The organism is Amycolatopsis xylanica (assembly GCF_900107045.1).
Classification (GTDB): Bacteria; Actinomycetota; Actinomycetes; order Mycobacteriales; family Pseudonocardiaceae; genus Amycolatopsis; species Amycolatopsis xylanica.
On the sequence record NZ_FNON01000012.1, the window covers coordinates 65,857 to 80,718 of the forward strand.

Here is a 14,862-nt window from a genome sequence, read left to right on the forward strand (position 1 = left end):
ACTGGCCCAAACTCGGGTTTCGCGCGCCGATTGACAACGCAAGCCAAGCCTTAACTACCCGGCATTGGGTCAGAACCGCCCGCAACACTCACGAGCCCCTGGCCTGCGGTAGCTCAGATGCGATCGACTTGCGCGAGTGGTAACTCCGCTCCGTCAGATGCAGCAAAGTCACCACTCGCCCCGACACGCGCAAGCTCGCCCGGGCCAGGCCGCGCAGCGAGGGCGCCGCCGAGTGCTCAGACCCGTCAGCCGATCGGACTGTCCGAGACGCTTGTGACCGACTCGGTACTTAGCGCTTGCGTGGTGATATCTTCGCTTCTATCCGTTTCACCTCCGAGATGCTTTTGAACTACAGAAGCCTTGCGTTCAACTGTCAGCCCCGCCCACACGGGTAGCGGCGCGACGCCCCGACCAGCCATCCAATTGCGAAACGTCGAGTCGAATGGATCCAGTGCCTTCGCTTGAGTTTCTATTCAGCGGGCTGACTCAGCTGCCGAGCAACGGCTACACCGATCTCCTCTGGCGAGCCGTGCACCTCGACGATCTCCACACCAACGGTTTCAGCCATGGCCCCAATGCGCTCGGAAACTGCCATGTTGGTCACGAGGACAGGCTGCACCTGCCGAGGATCATCGCCTTGCTGGAGCCGATCGGCCGCCATGCTCTCAACCTGAGCGATCTGGCTGAAATGAGTGACACCTTGCCCCGACTTGACTTCTATGAGGTACGCACGTCCCGCTGGGTCTTCGACCACCAGATCAGGACCGATGACACCTTGTTCGCCTCGCCCTTCCGCAACTATCCAATTGTTTTCGCCAAGAGATATCGCGATCTCATGTGCAATGGCGTCTTCCGACATAGCTCCATCTCCCGATCGGTCCCCCGAATGTATGGCTAGTTCCACCGAATCGCCCCTCTGCGGGCATCAGTCACCGCCAAGAGCATCGCGACGAGCCCCACGGCGGCACCGACGAGCGCACCACCGACTGCACCAAATGGTTGCTCAAATACCGAGAGACTGACTACGAAGTACACCAAGGCGAAGAATGCACCGGATACCGGAAGCAGGGTGTCCCGACGCTTGAACTCACTGACCAACCCTGTCCTGCCATGCAGAAGCTCGCGATTTGAATCGCCGTCAAGCAGGCGGGCATCGGACAGCACCGGAGAGGAGCCATCGAATGCGCGTTTTACGGATCGCCAAACCGACTCAGCCGCAGAAAGAATGTTGCCGTTGATCGCCTCAACATTGATCTGAAGCTCATCATTACTGCTCTGATAGCAGATTATTCGATAGTCGGGGTGCTCATGAGCAAACGATACCACGCGCTCCCACTTTCGAGACTTGAAAATAGGACTGCGCTTCAGCACCTCACGATCATCATGCCCAAACTTCCCAACGAGGGCACGGTGAACGTGATCATCGTCAGTCATTTTATGACTCACTCGAATCTCGGCACGCATTTTTCCCCCGCTCCCTCCATAGCACTTCACCTACTACCTGGACGAGTGCCACATCCAATCTGTTACGCCGTCGACTGCAACAAAATGGACAAGGTCGAAAAAGAGCAAATCAGCTGCGGCTGTTCAGGAAACGCACGATCTACAAGCCGAGTAGCCGTCGCCTGGCGACTTCACCCGAGACGGAGGCTTGGCGGAAGGCTCACAGCGCGGGTCCACGCGAAGGTTTCGAGATCGGGGTTCGCACGTAGCAAGCGCCCTCGGAACACCGGCCGAGAAGCCGCAGCAACGCTTGACCGACTCGACCAACGCCACACCCGCCGCTCCTCAGGCCGCAACGAGCGAGCACAGGAGATCGATCCGATTCTTGTGATCAGCGGCATCGGCTCGGTACTTCGCCGCCCATGACTGCCAAAGCCCTTGCGTGAACCGGGCCGCATAGCCAGAGCCCAGTCCCGCGTCGATGTGCTGCAGCGCACCGAAAGCCCAATCCTGGTCGTATTGGAGATCCGTCCGAGGCAGATAGGTCTCCAAGTAAGCCGCGAGGACCTCGGCGTCCGCCGACGTGCCCAGGCAGGCGAAGGCGAAGCAGTAGCTCTGGCCCGCGAAGCAGACTGCGCTCTCCAGCAACAGTTCCGCGAGGCGGTCGCGGAACTGGCCGCGGCGGTCCACGCCGATCAGCCAGCCCGCGGTGATCCGCTCTCGCCAGCCACCAGCGAGCAGGGATGCGAGTTCGGCGTCGGTGATCAGCGTGGCCGCCTCCGCCAGATCGGCGAGGAACGTGGCGCGTTCCGGCTCGGGCAGCCCGGCGAAGTTTCCGTGCAGGAGCTTCAGGTAGCGACCGACGCCTTCGCCGTGAGTCACGTAGTCCATGCCCGCAGTATCTGCCGAAACCTTCCCTCACACCCGGGAAAACCTCAAAGTCAGCAGCAGGTGGCGCTGAACGTCTCCGAGTCGGCCTTGACCGTGTAGACCTCCCAGGGTTCCTTGCCGGGGCCGTGCACCCAGACCTTGTCCTGCACCGCGTAGCAACAGGTCGTGTTGTCTTCGGTCAGCGTGTCCAGCCCCTCGCCGGTGAGACGCGCGCTGGCGGCGCTGACCTGGTCGGTCGAGTCGACCTCGACGCCGAGGTGGTCCATGACCGTGGCCTGGCCAGGCTCGCCTTCGAGGAGAACGAGCTTGAGCGGGGGCTCGGCGATGGCGAAGTTCGCGTAGCCGGGCCGCAGTTTCGCGGGCTCGACGCCGAAGAGCTTCGAGTAGAAGTCGATCGAGCCCTGCAGGTCTCCCACGCGCAGCGCGAGCTGTACTCGGGACATGGTCTTCCTCCTTGAATAGATGGATGTCTAATTAGATTGCTCTCTACTTAGATGTCTGTCAAGATAGATACATGTCGAAGCAACTGCCGATCGCCGCGCTGGACGCCTGCTGTTCGCCACTGGCGCGCGACCCGTTGAGCGAAGAACAGGCCGTCGAACTCTCGCGGCTGTTCAAGGCGATGGCCGACCCGGTGCGGCTGCGGTTGCTGTCGATGATCGCCTCCCGCGAGGGTGGCGAGACCTGCGTCTGCGAGCTGACCGACGCGTTCGAGCTGAGCGGGCCGACCATCTCGCACCACTTGAAGGTGCTGCGGGAAGCCGGGCTGATCAGCGGGGAACGGCGTGGCACGTGGGTGTACTACCGGGTGCATCCGGAGGTGCTCGCCCGGCTGGCCGCGGTACTGGTGACCGCGTGACCGCCACTGTCACCAGGTTGTCCACAGTGGACCGGCTGCTGCCGGTGTGGATCGGCGCCGCGATGGCCGGCGGGCTGCTCGCCGGGCGTCTCGTCCCGGGACTCGGGGACGTTTTGGGCGCGGTGACGGTCGACGGGATCTCGCTGCCGATCGCACTGGGACTGCTGATGATGATGTACCCGGTGCTGGCGAAGGTCCGCTACGACCGCCTCGGCACGGTCACCCGCGACAAACGTCTGCTGTGGACGTCGCTGGCGCTGAACTGGATCGCGGGCCCGGCGTTGATGTTCGCGCTGGCTTGGCTGCTACTGCCCGACCTGCCCGAGTACCGCACCGGCCTGATCATCGTCGGGCTCGCCCGCTGCATCGCGATGGTCATCATCTGGAACGACCTGGCCTGCGGCGACCGCGAAGCGGCCGCCGTGCTCGTCGCACTCAATTCGGTGTTCCAGGTGCTCATGTTCGGCGTGCTCGGCTGGTTCTACCTCGCCGTACTGCCCGGCTGGCTCGGCCTGCCGCAAGCGGATCTCACCGTCTCCGGCTGGCAGATCGCGAAAAGCACCCTGATCTTCCTCGGAATCCCTTTGCTGGCGGGCTATCTGACTCGCCGATTCGGTGAACGTGCTCGCGGCCGAGAGTGGTACGAGACGGCCTTCCTGCCCCGCGTCGGCCCGGCCGCGCTCTACGGGCTGTTGTTCACCATCGTGCTCCTCTTCGCGCTGCAAGGCGCCCAGATCACCGACAGGCCCGTGGACGTAGCGCGGATCGCGCTGCCGCTGCTCGCCTACTTCGCGATCATGTGGGCAGGCGCCTATCTGCTCGGTACGGCGGCCGGGCTCGGCTACGCCCGCACCACCACGCTCGCCTTCACCGCCGCGGGCAACAACTTCGAACTCGCCATCGCCGTCGCTATCGCCACTTTCGGCGCCAGCAGCGGCCAAGCGCTCGCCGGCGTGGTCGGCCCGCTCATCGAAGTCCCCGTCCTCGTCGGACTCGTCTATGTCTCGCTGGCACTGCGAACCCGGAGTTCCCATGATTCCTGAAGTCCTGTTCGTCTGCGTCCACAACGCCGGCCGGTCGCAGATGGCCGCCGCGCTGCTGCACCATCACGCCCAAGGTCGTGTCCGCGTCCGGTCCGCCGGGTCCGCACCCGCCGAGTCCGTCAACCCGGCCGTCGTCGCGGTCATGGCCGAACTCGGCATCGACGTCTCGCGCGAACTGCCGAAACGCCTCACCAGCGACGCGGTCGAAGCCTCAGACGTCGTCATCACCATGGGCTGCGGGGACGCCTGCCCCGTCTTCCCTGGCAAGCGTTATCTCGACTGGCAGCTCGACGACCCCGCCGGGCAGGGCGTCGACGCCGTTCGGGCCATCCGGGATGACATCGACCAGCGCGTTCGGTCGCTTCTCGGCGAGCTATCGTCTATCGTCGATGAACGATAGAAGGAGGCCGGGGTGCTGGATAGAGAGTCCGCTCAGACCTACGCAGGCTGGTTTCGCGCGCTCGCGGACCCCACCCGCGTGCAGATCCTGAACCTGCTCGCCGCCGCCGGCGCGCCGATGACCGTCGGGCGGATCGTCGAGCAGGTCGAGGTCGGGCAGTCGACGGTCTCGGCGCACCTGAAGATCCTCACCGAAGCCGGGTTCGTGCTGGCCGAACCGCAGGGCACCGCCCGGCTGTACCAGGTCAATCAGCGGTGCGTCGCCGACTTCCCGTCCGCGGCCGACGCCGTCATGAGACGCTCGGCACCCCGCGCCGCCAACTCGGACCTCCGGATCGTCCCGGCGACCGACGAGCACGCCGACGCCATCCTCGCCATCTACCAAGCCGGGCTCGACACCGGTGAGGCCAGCTTCGAAACCACCGCGCCCGACTGGGCCACCTGGGACGCCACACGCCTGCCGTCGCATCGGTTCGTCGCGCTCGACGACGGCGATCGCGTGCTCGGCTGGGTCGCGGTCACCCCGGTGTCCTCGCGCTGCGTTTACGCCGGTGTCGTCGAGCACAGTGTCTATGTCGATCCCGGTGCGCACGGCCGCGGTGTCGGCATCGCGCTGTTGGACCGTCTCATCGCTTCGACCGAAGCCGATGGAATCTGGACCATCCAAAGTGGAATCTTCCCGGAGAACACCGCCAGCCGTGCGCTTCACCGGCGCGCCGGGTTCCGGGAGGTCGGTATCCGGCAGCGAATCGGCGCTCACCACGGGCGCTGGCGTGACGTCGTCCTCGTGGAACGCCGTAGCTGACGACTACTACTTTCCGCCTATACGACTCTCGACGATCTTCTGATGTCCGGGTCTCCCCTAGCGGCCAGTCTGGAAACACCACTTCGGACAGACGCCAAGGAGAATCCGATGCACGCCGTCCACCTACTCGCCACGCAGGCTCGGCCGGAGGCCTGGATCGCAGGCGGGCTGATCATCGCCGTCATCCTCGCCTTCGCGCTGCTGTTCCTCGGTGCGCTGATCAGCATTCTGGGCTCGCCGCTCAGCGGCGGGATGAAGCTGGTCTGGGTGATCTTCGCGTTCTGCGCCCCCTTCCTCGGCTCCCTGCTGTGGTTCATCGTCGGCAAGGGGAACGCCTACCGGCAGGTGCGGGCGTGAGCGCCGCGATCGTCGCCGCCGGGCTGGACAAGCGGTATCGCAACGGCGGCGGGGTCGAGAATCTCTCGTTCGCCGTGCGGCCGGGCGTGGTGACCGGGTTTCTCGGCCCTAATGGCGCTGGGAAGTCGACGGCCATCAAGCTGATGCTCGGGCTTGCGCATGGCGGTGGACAGACGACGTTCGGCGGGCGTACCTACGCACAACTGGACGATCCACTGAGGACAGTCGGGGTCTTCCTGGAGGCAGGCGCCGTGCATCCGGCGCGGACGGCGGCGGCCCATCTGCGGATGATCGCCGCCGGGGGCGGGCTGTCCGCGTCACGGGTGCACGAGGTCCTGGCCATCGTCGGGCTCGAATCGGTGGCGGACAAGGCCGCCGGTCAGTTCAGCCTCGGCATGAAGCAGCGTCTCGGGCTGGCCGCGGCGCTGCTCGGCGATCCCGAGTACCTGATACTCGACGAGCCCGCCAACGGGCTCGATCCCGAGGGGGTGCGGTGGATTCGGCGGTTCCTGCGCGGACTGGCCGCGGAGGGGCGGACGGTCTTCGCGTCCTCGCATCTGCTCGGGGAGATGTCCCAGCTCGCCGATGACCTGATCGTGATCGGGGACGGCAGGCTGCTTTCGGCCGGGCCGATGACGGAGTTCGTCGAACGGCATTCGTTCAGCGATGTCGTGGTGCGCACGGCGCAGGCCGCCGCGTTGCAGGTGGCGTTGACGCGCACCGGGCTGCGGGTCAGCCAGGAGCAGCCGGGCGAACTCGTGGTCGGGACCGCGGACACCGAGGTCGTCGCCGAGGTGGCGGCGCGCGCGGGTGTCGCGGTGCGGGAGCTGTTCGTGCGGCGGAGTGGGCTTGAAGAGGCGTTTTTGGCGGCGACCGCGGGCTCGGTCCGGCATCGGGGAGCGACTTCGTGAACAAGGCGTTGGCTTATGAATGGTTTCGGGTGCGGTCGCTGCGGTCGACGTGGGTGCTGCTGGTGAGCGCGGGGGTCGTGCAGTTCGCGTCCGGTCTCTATTGGGGGCTCAAACGGGATCTCGGTGACCTGGACGCGTTCGTGTCCTCGTTCGGGCTGACGGCTCGGCTGGGCGCGCTGCTGGTGGCCGCCGTCGGGGTGTGCGCGTTCGGGCTGGACTATCAGCACGGGACGATCGCGATCACGCGGCTGGTCGTGCGCGCGCCGGGGCGGATCGTCGCCGCGCGTGCGATGGTGACCGGCGGGCTCGGGCTGGCGGCCGGAGTGCTGATGGTCCTGCTTGCCGGGGCTGGGGTTCTGGCCGGTGGCGGGACGTTGCCGTCGGACGCCGCGCGTGCCGCGGTGGCGGCGGGCGGGGTCGTGCCGCTGACCGTCCTTTCCGGACTGGCCGGGGTGGCGCTCGGCGGGCTGCTGCGGCACACGGCGGCCGGTGTCGGCTTGTTCGCCGTCTGGGCGCTGGTCGCCGAGACCATCTTGGGCACGGTGGTGAAGGTGCCGCTCACCGCGTTGCCGTTCAACGGTACGGCCTTGCTGTCCACCGGCACACCGGGCTGGACCGGGGCGCTGGTGTTCGCCGCGCTGGTCGCGGTGGCGCTCACGGCGACGAAGTTCACCCTGGCTCGCCGTGACACCTGAGCGGCGGCATCGGCTCGACGGCCCTAGCCTGGGCACGGTGGAACGCGGGAAGCGGTGGCTCGCCTGGTGGGACGGCCGGGCGAGCCTGCTCGCGCTCGACGTGGCCGTCGCCGCCGCGGCCATCGCGTTCTCGCTGGCCAGCGGTGATCCGGCCGATCCGCACCCGGCTTTCCATGTCCCGGCCGTGATCGGCTCGGGCCTGGCGCTGCTCGCTCGCCGGCGGTGGCCGTTCGTCGTGCTGCTGATCTCGGCGGCCGCCCTGGCCGCCGACGTCACGTTGCTGCCGCTGATGATCGCGCTGTACTCCGTCGCGGCCAAACGCGGGATCAGCGTGCTCACCGGCATCGCGGCGCTGGTGACCCTGCTGACCACGGTCCTCCCCCAGCTGTTCCGAGGCCCGTTCGAGCCGACCGCCGCGGCCATCGCGCTCGCCATGATCGTGGTCGGCCCGGTGCTCGCCGGGCTGTGGATGCACCAGCGCGCCGCGCTGCTCGCGGTGCTGCGCGAGCGGGCGGAGGAGGCCGAACGCACGCGCACCCTCCTCGCCGACCAGGCCGTCTTCGCCGAGCGGCGCCGGATCGCGCGGGAGATGCACGACGTCGTCGCGCACCGGGTCACCGCGGTCGCGCTGCAGGCGGGCGCGCTGTCCGTGCTGGCCACGGACGAGCGAACCGAGCGGGCGGCCGAGACGATCCGGGCGGTCAGCGCCACCGCGCTCGAGGAGCTTCGCGACATCCTGCGTGTGCTGCGCGACGAGGACGCGGCGACGCCGACACGGTCCGGTGAGGGCGCGCTCGCCTCGCTCGAAGCACTGGTGGAAGAGGTCGTCGCGACCGGCGCGCTGGTCGAGCTGCGGATGCCGGACCCACTGCCGGACGTGCCGGACCAGGTCGGCCGCGCGGTGTATCGCGTGGTGCAGGAGTCGTTGACGAACGCCGCCAAGCACGCGCCGCACGCCGCCGTCGAAGTGCGACTGGCAACCGGAGACGGCAGGCTCGACGTCGAGGTGACCAACCGGCTCACCCCGCGCTCGGCAGGCGTCCCCGGTTCCGGCTACGGCCTGGTCGGCATGCGTGAGCGCGTCGAACTGACCGGCGGCGCACTGGAAGCGGGACGGGTCGGCGACCGGTTCCGGGTGCTCGCGCGGTTCCCGCTCGGAGAGGCGAAATGACGGTCAAGGTGCTCCTGCTCGAAGACGAGGAGCTGGTCCGCGGCGGCATCCGGATGATCCTCGAGTCCGCGGACGACATCGAGGTCGTCGCCGAGGACACCGACGGCGCGCGCGTGGTCGAGCTGACCGACCGCTACCGCCCGGACGTCGTGCTCACCGACGTCCAGATGCCCGAGGTGGACGGCATCGAGGTCACCCGGCGCCTCACCGCGCGCCCGTCGGCGCCCGCCGTGGTCATCCTGACGACGTTCGACGTCGACGAGTACGTCTACGCGGCGCTGCGGCACGGCGCGTCCGGGTTCCTGCTCAAGCACACCCCGCCCAAGGAGCTGATCAACGCGATCCGGGTGGTCGCGCGCGGCGAAGCGATGCTGTCGCCGCGCATCACCAAACGGCTGCTCGCGAACTTCGCGACCGGCGCCACCGGCGAACTCGCCCGTGCCAAGCTGGCCGAGCTGACACCTCGCGAGCGCGACGTCGCCGCCCACATCGGCCAAGGACTGAGCAACGGGGAGATCGCGAAAACGCTGCTGCTGAGCGAATCCACCGTGAAAGTCCACATCGGACACATCATGGCGAAGCTCGGGGCGGCGAACCGGACCCAGGTGGCCATTCTCGCGCATGACGGCGGCTTGGCCTGACGGACGATACGACATCCGGGTGAGCTCCGGAGACCGCGTACCTTGGGTGACGACAGCCACTGGTCGTCACGACGGGGAGGGTGCGTGAACCTGAGCAGGCACGCGATGAGGGTCGCCGACCAGGAGTCGGTGAAGCTGCTGGCCGCGGCGTTTCCGGCCCTGGATTCGTTCCGGCGCAGGGTGCTCACCGCGATGCTGGCACGCACCACGGGCGCCTGGCATCTGCTGGCGCATCGCCGCCTGCCCGACGAGACCAAGGCGGACGCGTTCGTCATCGGCCCCACGGGCGTGTTCGCCGTGATGATCGCCGAAAACCCGCCCGGCGAAGCCGCGTTCCAGTCGGTGATGCGGCACGCGGAGGAACGCTGCGCCGGTATCCGTGACTATCGGGGACAGGTTCTCCACGGCACGTCGATTCATTTCGTGCTTGTCGTGCCGGGCGCCGGGAACGGGCGGGAGCCACGCGGCCTCGGTCCATATTGGACGCTCGCGGAATCCGATCTGCGCAAGCTCTTCCAGCGTGACGCGGTGCATCTGACCCGGCGGCAGATAGAGATCATCGCCAAGCAGGCGGGCGAGCGGCTGGGCGAATACCTCCCGATGAAGATCGGCATGGCCAAACCCGACCGGGACACCGCTGGGCTGCTGGCCGAAGAAGACCTCACGGCGGACCAGATCAGCGCCGCGCAGCTGCGGCCGTTCGACGCCTGGCTCACGTTCCTGCATCCGCAGCAGCAGGCCATCGTGTCGCGCCACTACAACGGACCCGCCAGGATCAGCGGCCCCGCGGGCACCGGCAAGACCGTGGTCGCGCTCCACCGGCTCCGGCACTTGGCCAGGCGATCCACCGGCCCGCTGCTGTTCACCACGTTCGTGCGCACCCTGCCCGCCGTCAACGAGGCGTCGTTCCGCAGGCTGGCGCCGGAAGTCGCCGACCGCGTCGAGTTCATCCACCTGCATGCCTGGCTGCGGCGGCTGCTCGACGAACGCGGCAAGAGCGTGAAGGTCAACTCGGCACAGGTCACGACGGCTTTCAGCCTGGCGTGGTCGGCTCACCGCGAAGTGCTCGAGCCGCTGGAGCCGTCCGCGGACTATTGGCGCACCGAGATCGATCGCGTCATCAAGGGCCGGGGCATCACGACGCTGGACGACTACGTCAAAGCTCCCCGCAAGGGCCGGGTCCTGCGGCTCGGCCCCAACCAAAAGGAACTGGTCTGGCGGTTTTTCGAGGCATACCAAGAGAAACTGGCCGAGAAGAACCTGCACGACCACAACGACATGATCAGCATCGCGCTCGACGAACTCACCGCGCGCCCACTGCCCGAGCGCTACGCGGCCGTCGTGGTCGACGAGGTCCAGGACATCACGCTGCTGGGCCTGCGCCTGCTCAACCGGCTCGCGGGCGACGGGCCGAACCGCCTGCTGCTGGTCGGCGATGGCCAGCAGCAGGTCTATCCAGGCGGCTGGCGGCTGTCCGATGCCGGTATCCCCATCCAGGGCCGTGGCGAAGTGCTGCGCGTGAACTATCGCAACCGCACCGAGGTGCTCTCGTTCGCCCAGCGCTTCGACGCGACGAACGAGGTCGATGATCTCGACGGCGATCGGGGAATCGCGCTGCTCGACGCCGAGTCCGCCAACTCAGGCGGCGAAAGCCGGACGTGGCGCGGCTCTCTTGATGACCTCCGCGCCGAACTTCCCGCGCAGCTCAAGGGACTCACCGTCCCGCTCGGGCAGACGGCGCTGATCGTGTTCCATCGCCGCGCGCTCGTTCAGTGCACGAAGCTGGTGCGCGAAGCCGGGATTCCGTGGTTGCCGCTCGACGAGTACACGGGCGAGTCCGACGACAAGCTGAAGATCGGCACAGTGCACCGGGCCAAGGGTCTGGACTTCCAAGCCGTTTTCGTCGTCCAGTTTCCGCACCGCGAGCCGATCGGGAAAGCGGCGGAAGAGGAGTCGGCCGAGCTGCGTGGCCGTCAGTCACTGGTCGCGGCCACCCGCGCCCGCGACTTCCTGTGGTGGGGCACCGTCACCGACGGCTAGCCGAGACGGCGATTGACCTCCTCGGCGGAAAACAGGCCGGCATCGAACTCGTCACCTGAGGTCAGACCCAGCCATTCGAGCAGGTCGGCGTGTTCCTCGGCCTCCGGGTCGGCCAACGTCGCCTTCAGCCGCGCGTACCCCCAGTCGCCACCACAGTCTTCGGGCGGGCAGGCTCCCTTACCGCCCGTACAGAAAGCCCTGGTGCTGCTGAGACTGGCAGGCAGGACCTTCTCCAAGGTAATGCGGTGTTCCCAGTCGTCACCGAAATCGTAGGTGTACTCGAGATGCTCGCCGACATCGCTGATCACCTGGGACAGCCGCACGTTTCGTTCGTCGAAGTGGCCGAGCTCGGGATCGGGGAACCCGTACTCGCGCTCGCCGTCGGAGAAAACGTGCAGGTGCGAATCATCCCAACCCATCGCGGCCTGAACCACGTCATGGAGCCGATCGAGGCGGATGTCGGCGGACAACCGCAGGCGCCGCCACACCGGCGGCTTACTCACGCCGAGCAGCTGCACCTTGACCTGGTAGTCGGCCTGGACGCGATCGCGCCGCCCTGAGCCGCTCTCCAGCAGCTCGGTGAGCCTGGGCGCGGCCGGATGCGCAGAGTCTTCGAGTTGTGCCAGTACGTCATCCAGCTCGGCGCCGAGCTGCTCCCTCAGGAGCGCGGGCAACTCAGCGAGGCCTGTCGGGAAGGTATCCAGCACGACGGCCAGCGTGTCCGCGGTCGTCCATGCCAGGTCGGCGTCGGCAGGGTCGGCATCGTCCTGCTCGGCCAGCCAAATTCGGGCGTACGCACCGATACCATCCTTGGCCGCCCACTCTCGCCAGGCGGTCTCCGCCGCTTTGCCGCACCCACGGGCCAGGGTGAGGGCGGTGAGGCGTTCCTGGCCGGACACCACCTCCGCGGCGGCGAGCAGTTCATTGGCGGCCGCCGCCGGATCGCGGCGCTCCAGCCATGGGCGAGCCATCAGCATGACCACCTGGCTGGGGAGCGTGGTGAGTTCGCTGATCACGACAGTGACATCGGCGTCGGCGGGCGGGGCACTGATGCGGAACAAGAAGTCGGTGAGCCACCGGCCGAGCGGCGTCAGCTCGGCGATCTCCTTCCGTACGACCGCGATACCGAATTCACTCAGGTCCTGAGCCACGTAGAAGGCCGCCGTGCCGTCCTGCGAAGCACATTCCGGGCACGGGCATTCACTGTCTGGATCGCCGATCACCTCCGCGAGATCGGCACCCAGATCGCCGAGCGAAACAACACCGCCACGTTCATGGAGGGTCGCGAGCGCGATCAAGCTCTCAACGTCGTTCCCGGCGCTTTCACCCGAAAGCGAAAGGCACCTCAGTACACAGTCGAGCCAGATGGCGAGCGCGGTGTCATTGGCCTTCCCCAGCCACGGCCGCAAGGCAGGCCCAGGCATGACTTTCGCGCGAGAGACCTCGATGAACCCGGCAGCGGACGCCGCCGACCACACCATCATCAGCTCGCTGATGTCCAGCGCGCTACGCGGCTTGCGAGAGTGCGTCTTGATGCCTAGCAGATCGCAGGCCTCGATGGCGGCGGCTGGTTTCAGCACTCCCCGCGTGGTGACCTCTTTGCCTGTGCCGACCCATTCGGCCAGCGCCTGAGCGGTGACGAGCGCGGGGCAAGCACGGGCGGCTGATGCGAGCGATTCGAGTGCTGACTCCAGCTCGGACATCGCGCCAGCCTAGTCGTGAGTGTTCCGGCCGGTTCTAACCGGCCGTACCACTCACGACCTCGCCCGGCTGAGGGCGTCGAGCAGATCGAAATAGCCGTGGCTGGCTTCCCACAGCGCATCGGACACCGCCGTGAGCTTGCCCGGCGCCCACCTGCGGTCCTCGTAAGCCTTGGTACGCGCACGCAACGCGTTCAGGCTCACCTCGAGGTCCGCTTGAATGCGAGCGCGGAGTTCCTCGGGCGAGGGGGCATCGAGCCGGACGTCTTCGCCGCGCCCGTCGCTCAGCGCACGCAGGATGTCGTCGGCGAGTCCGGTTTCCCGGTCCCAGAACAACACGGGCCGGTCGATCTCGTGGTTCCACACGGGCGCGTGCGCGGAGCGCCACAGCACCCGCACCGGCACCTTCGCCACGCGCGTGAGGTTCGCCCAGTGGTCGGCGCCGTTCGGCCTGGTCAGCCAGGGCACGTCGGCGACGGGCAGGTCGACGACGACCGCGACGGTCGCATGGTCGACGTCGTCGCGCGGGGCGCCGACGAGCGTCCCCGCCGCCCACAGCTCGGTGACCGGCAGGGCGAACCCGGCCGCCGGTGATCCGGCGGCCTCCGCGAGGTCACGCAGGTGACGGATCGCGGTCGACCGCTTCATCGGCTTTCCAGGAAGCCGGTGACGGTCCTGCCGAACCCGGCCGGGTCGTCGAGCCACGGGCAGTGGGCGACGCCGGTCTGCAGCACGAGCGTCGAATTGGGGAACGCGTCGGCGAGCTCGGCCACGACACGCGGCGGGCTGTTCACGTCGAACTCCCCCGCCAGCACGAGGACCGGCGCGTCGAAAGCGGCCAGCATTTCGCGGGTGGCCTCGGGGTTGAAAGCCCCCTTGGCGCCGAAGAGGATCGCGGCACGCTCGTTGCGGTGGGTCTCGCCCCTGGCGTGATGGGCCTGCGTCGTGGCGTCCCAGCGGGCGTAGGTGAACGGGGCGAGCGCGTCCCAGTCGCTGTTCGTGGCGCCGCCCGCGTTGACCCGCTCGAAGGCCTCCGACGCGGCGCCGAACCAGGGTTCGCCGGAGCGGAGGCCGACCGCGGCGCGCCGGTCCCCCGGCGTGACCATGATGCCGAGCGCGTGGGTGCTCGGTGTCGCCAGCACGAGCTTGGCGACCCGCTCGGGGTACCGGGCCGCGTACAGCACGGCGAGGTTCGCGCCCGCGGAGTGCGCGAAGAGGTTCAGCCGGTCGAGGCCCAGGTGCTCACGCAGCGCTTCGACGTCGTCGACCTGGCGATCGCAGCGGTACGACGTCAGGCTGGACGGGATCGCCGACTCGCCGGTGCCGCGGGGGTCGAGCAGGATCAGCTGGAAGCGCTCCGACAGGCCGCCGAGGTCACCGAGGTAGTCGGCGTCCTGCATCGGGCCGCCCGGCAGGCAGACCAGCGGGTCGCCGTCGCCGAAGACGGTGAAGGCGAGGTTCGTTCCGTCGAACGCGGTGAAGGCGGGCACGGCGTCAGGACCGGGCGTTCTTTTCCTTGGCGCGCACCGTTTCCTTGCGGACCTCGGCCTGGGTGGCGCGCTCACGCTCCAGCCACTCGGGCTTTTCCGCCTTGAGCGCTTCGATCTGCTCGGTGGTGAGCGGGTCGGTGATGCCGGCGCGCGCGAGGCCACCGATGGAGATGCCCAGCTTGGCCGCCATCACCGGGCGCGGGTGCGGGCCGTTGCGGCGCAGGTCGCGCAGCCACTCGGGCGGGTCGGCCTGCAGCGCGTTCAGCTCGTCGCGGGAGACGACCCCCTCCTGGAACTCACCGGGGGTGGCTTCGAGGTACACACCCAGCTTCTTCGCCGCGGTCGCGGGCTTCATCGTCTGGGGCGTTTTCTGCGACGTCATGGCGTCCAGGGTAACGAGCGCCCGATCACGCCCGG

At 67.8% G+C, this 14,862-nt stretch carries 18 protein-coding genes; 10 read left to right on the plus strand and 8 right to left on the minus strand.

Annotated features, from left to right (window positions below):
- Window positions 1–469 precede the first annotated feature (469 nt).
- The 4 genes from BLV57_RS43070 to BLV57_RS38145 form a co-directional block, all read right to left on the minus strand.
- Window positions 470–859, minus strand: a complete 390-nt coding sequence (locus BLV57_RS43070) for a hypothetical protein (RefSeq protein WP_143047257.1) — start codon at window positions 857–859, stop codon at window positions 470–472.
- Between the two features lie 35 nt (window positions 860–894).
- Window positions 895–1,464 carry a hypothetical protein gene (locus BLV57_RS43075; protein WP_143047258.1) on the minus strand — a complete coding sequence of 190 codons (570 nt, stop codon included), beginning with the start codon at window positions 1,462–1,464 and terminating at the stop codon, window positions 895–897.
- 324 nt (window positions 1,465–1,788) lie between these two features.
- Window positions 1,789–2,334: a DUF6000 family protein gene (locus BLV57_RS38140; RefSeq protein ID WP_091298322.1), complete on the minus strand. Its 546-nt coding sequence runs from the start codon at window positions 2,332–2,334 to the stop codon at window positions 1,789–1,791.
- A gap of 50 nt (window positions 2,335–2,384) precedes the next feature.
- A complete protein-coding gene (locus BLV57_RS38145; protein ID WP_091298325.1) occupies window positions 2,385–2,777 on the minus strand; it encodes an ArsI/CadI family heavy metal resistance metalloenzyme in 393 nt (130 codons plus the stop codon).
- A 71-nt stretch (window positions 2,778–2,848) separates the two neighbouring features.
- On the opposite strand from BLV57_RS38145, the gene BLV57_RS38150 reads away from it, so the two are divergent.
- The 10 genes from BLV57_RS38150 (at window position 2,849) to BLV57_RS38195 (ending at window position 11,255) form a co-directional block, all read left to right on the plus strand.
- Window positions 2,849–3,193: an ArsR/SmtB family transcription factor gene (locus BLV57_RS38150; RefSeq protein ID WP_091298327.1), complete on the plus strand. Its 345-nt coding sequence runs from the start codon at window positions 2,849–2,851 to the stop codon at window positions 3,191–3,193.
- Window positions 3,190–4,236 carry an ACR3 family arsenite efflux transporter gene (gene arsB / locus BLV57_RS38155; protein WP_218134972.1) on the plus strand — a complete coding sequence of 349 codons (1,047 nt, stop codon included), beginning with the start codon at window positions 3,190–3,192 and terminating at the stop codon, window positions 4,234–4,236. Before BLV57_RS38150 ends, arsB begins: the two co-directional genes overlap by 4 nt.
- Window positions 4,226–4,636 (plus strand): arsenate reductase ArsC, encoded by a 411-nt coding sequence (locus BLV57_RS38160; protein ID WP_091298330.1) that lies wholly within the window; start codon window positions 4,226–4,228, stop codon window positions 4,634–4,636. The genes arsB and BLV57_RS38160 overlap by 11 nt, the downstream gene beginning before the upstream one ends.
- Before the next feature lie 12 nt (window positions 4,637–4,648).
- A complete protein-coding gene (locus tag BLV57_RS38165) occupies window positions 4,649–5,440 on the plus strand; it encodes a helix-turn-helix domain-containing GNAT family N-acetyltransferase (RefSeq protein WP_091298332.1) in 792 nt (263 codons plus the stop codon).
- A gap of 108 nt (window positions 5,441–5,548) precedes the next feature.
- Entirely contained in the window at window positions 5,549–5,797 is a 249-nt protein-coding gene (locus BLV57_RS38170; RefSeq protein WP_091298335.1) for a PLDc N-terminal domain-containing protein, read from the plus strand.
- Window positions 5,794–6,708 carry an ATP-binding cassette domain-containing protein gene (locus tag BLV57_RS38175; RefSeq protein ID WP_245757688.1) on the plus strand — a complete coding sequence of 305 codons (915 nt, stop codon included), beginning with the start codon at window positions 5,794–5,796 and terminating at the stop codon, window positions 6,706–6,708. Before BLV57_RS38170 ends, BLV57_RS38175 begins: the two co-directional genes overlap by 4 nt.
- Window positions 6,705–7,403, plus strand: coding sequence for a hypothetical protein (locus tag BLV57_RS38180; protein ID WP_091298338.1), 699 nt, complete (start codon window positions 6,705–6,707; stop codon window positions 7,401–7,403). Before BLV57_RS38175 ends, BLV57_RS38180 begins: the two co-directional genes overlap by 4 nt.
- Window positions 7,404–7,440: 37 nt before the next feature.
- The gene (locus BLV57_RS38185) at window positions 7,441–8,574 is read left to right on the plus strand and encodes a sensor histidine kinase (protein ID WP_091298339.1); all 1,134 of its coding nucleotides are present in this window, start codon (window positions 7,441–7,443) and stop codon (window positions 8,572–8,574) included.
- Window positions 8,571–9,215, plus strand: a complete 645-nt coding sequence (locus BLV57_RS38190) for a response regulator (RefSeq protein WP_091298342.1) — start codon at window positions 8,571–8,573, stop codon at window positions 9,213–9,215. The genes BLV57_RS38185 and BLV57_RS38190 overlap by 4 nt, the downstream gene beginning before the upstream one ends.
- Window positions 9,216–9,299: 84 nt before the next feature.
- Window positions 9,300–11,255, plus strand: coding sequence for a UvrD-helicase domain-containing protein (locus BLV57_RS38195; protein ID WP_091298343.1), 1,956 nt, complete (start codon window positions 9,300–9,302; stop codon window positions 11,253–11,255).
- On the opposite strand, the gene BLV57_RS38200 is transcribed toward BLV57_RS38195, so the two are convergent.
- The 4 genes from BLV57_RS38200 to BLV57_RS38215 are packed head-to-tail and all read right to left on the minus strand — an operon-like array spanning window position 11,252 to window position 14,827.
- Window positions 11,252–12,958 (minus strand): plasmid pRiA4b ORF-3 family protein, encoded by a 1,707-nt coding sequence (locus tag BLV57_RS38200; RefSeq protein ID WP_091298346.1) that lies wholly within the window; start codon window positions 12,956–12,958, stop codon window positions 11,252–11,254. The two genes, BLV57_RS38195 and BLV57_RS38200, sit on opposite strands and share 4 nt — an antisense overlap.
- A 51-nt stretch (window positions 12,959–13,009) precedes the next feature.
- Entirely contained in the window at window positions 13,010–13,603 is a 594-nt protein-coding gene (locus tag BLV57_RS38205; RefSeq protein ID WP_091298347.1) for a DUF7711 family protein, read from the minus strand.
- Window positions 13,600–14,445 carry an alpha/beta fold hydrolase gene (locus BLV57_RS38210; protein ID WP_091298350.1) on the minus strand — a complete coding sequence of 282 codons (846 nt, stop codon included), beginning with the start codon at window positions 14,443–14,445 and terminating at the stop codon, window positions 13,600–13,602. Before BLV57_RS38210 ends, BLV57_RS38205 begins: the two co-directional genes overlap by 4 nt.
- Before the next feature lie 4 nt (window positions 14,446–14,449).
- A complete protein-coding gene (locus tag BLV57_RS38215) occupies window positions 14,450–14,827 on the minus strand; it encodes a DUF5997 family protein (protein ID WP_176968995.1) in 378 nt (125 codons plus the stop codon).
- Window positions 14,828–14,862 lie beyond the last annotated feature (35 nt).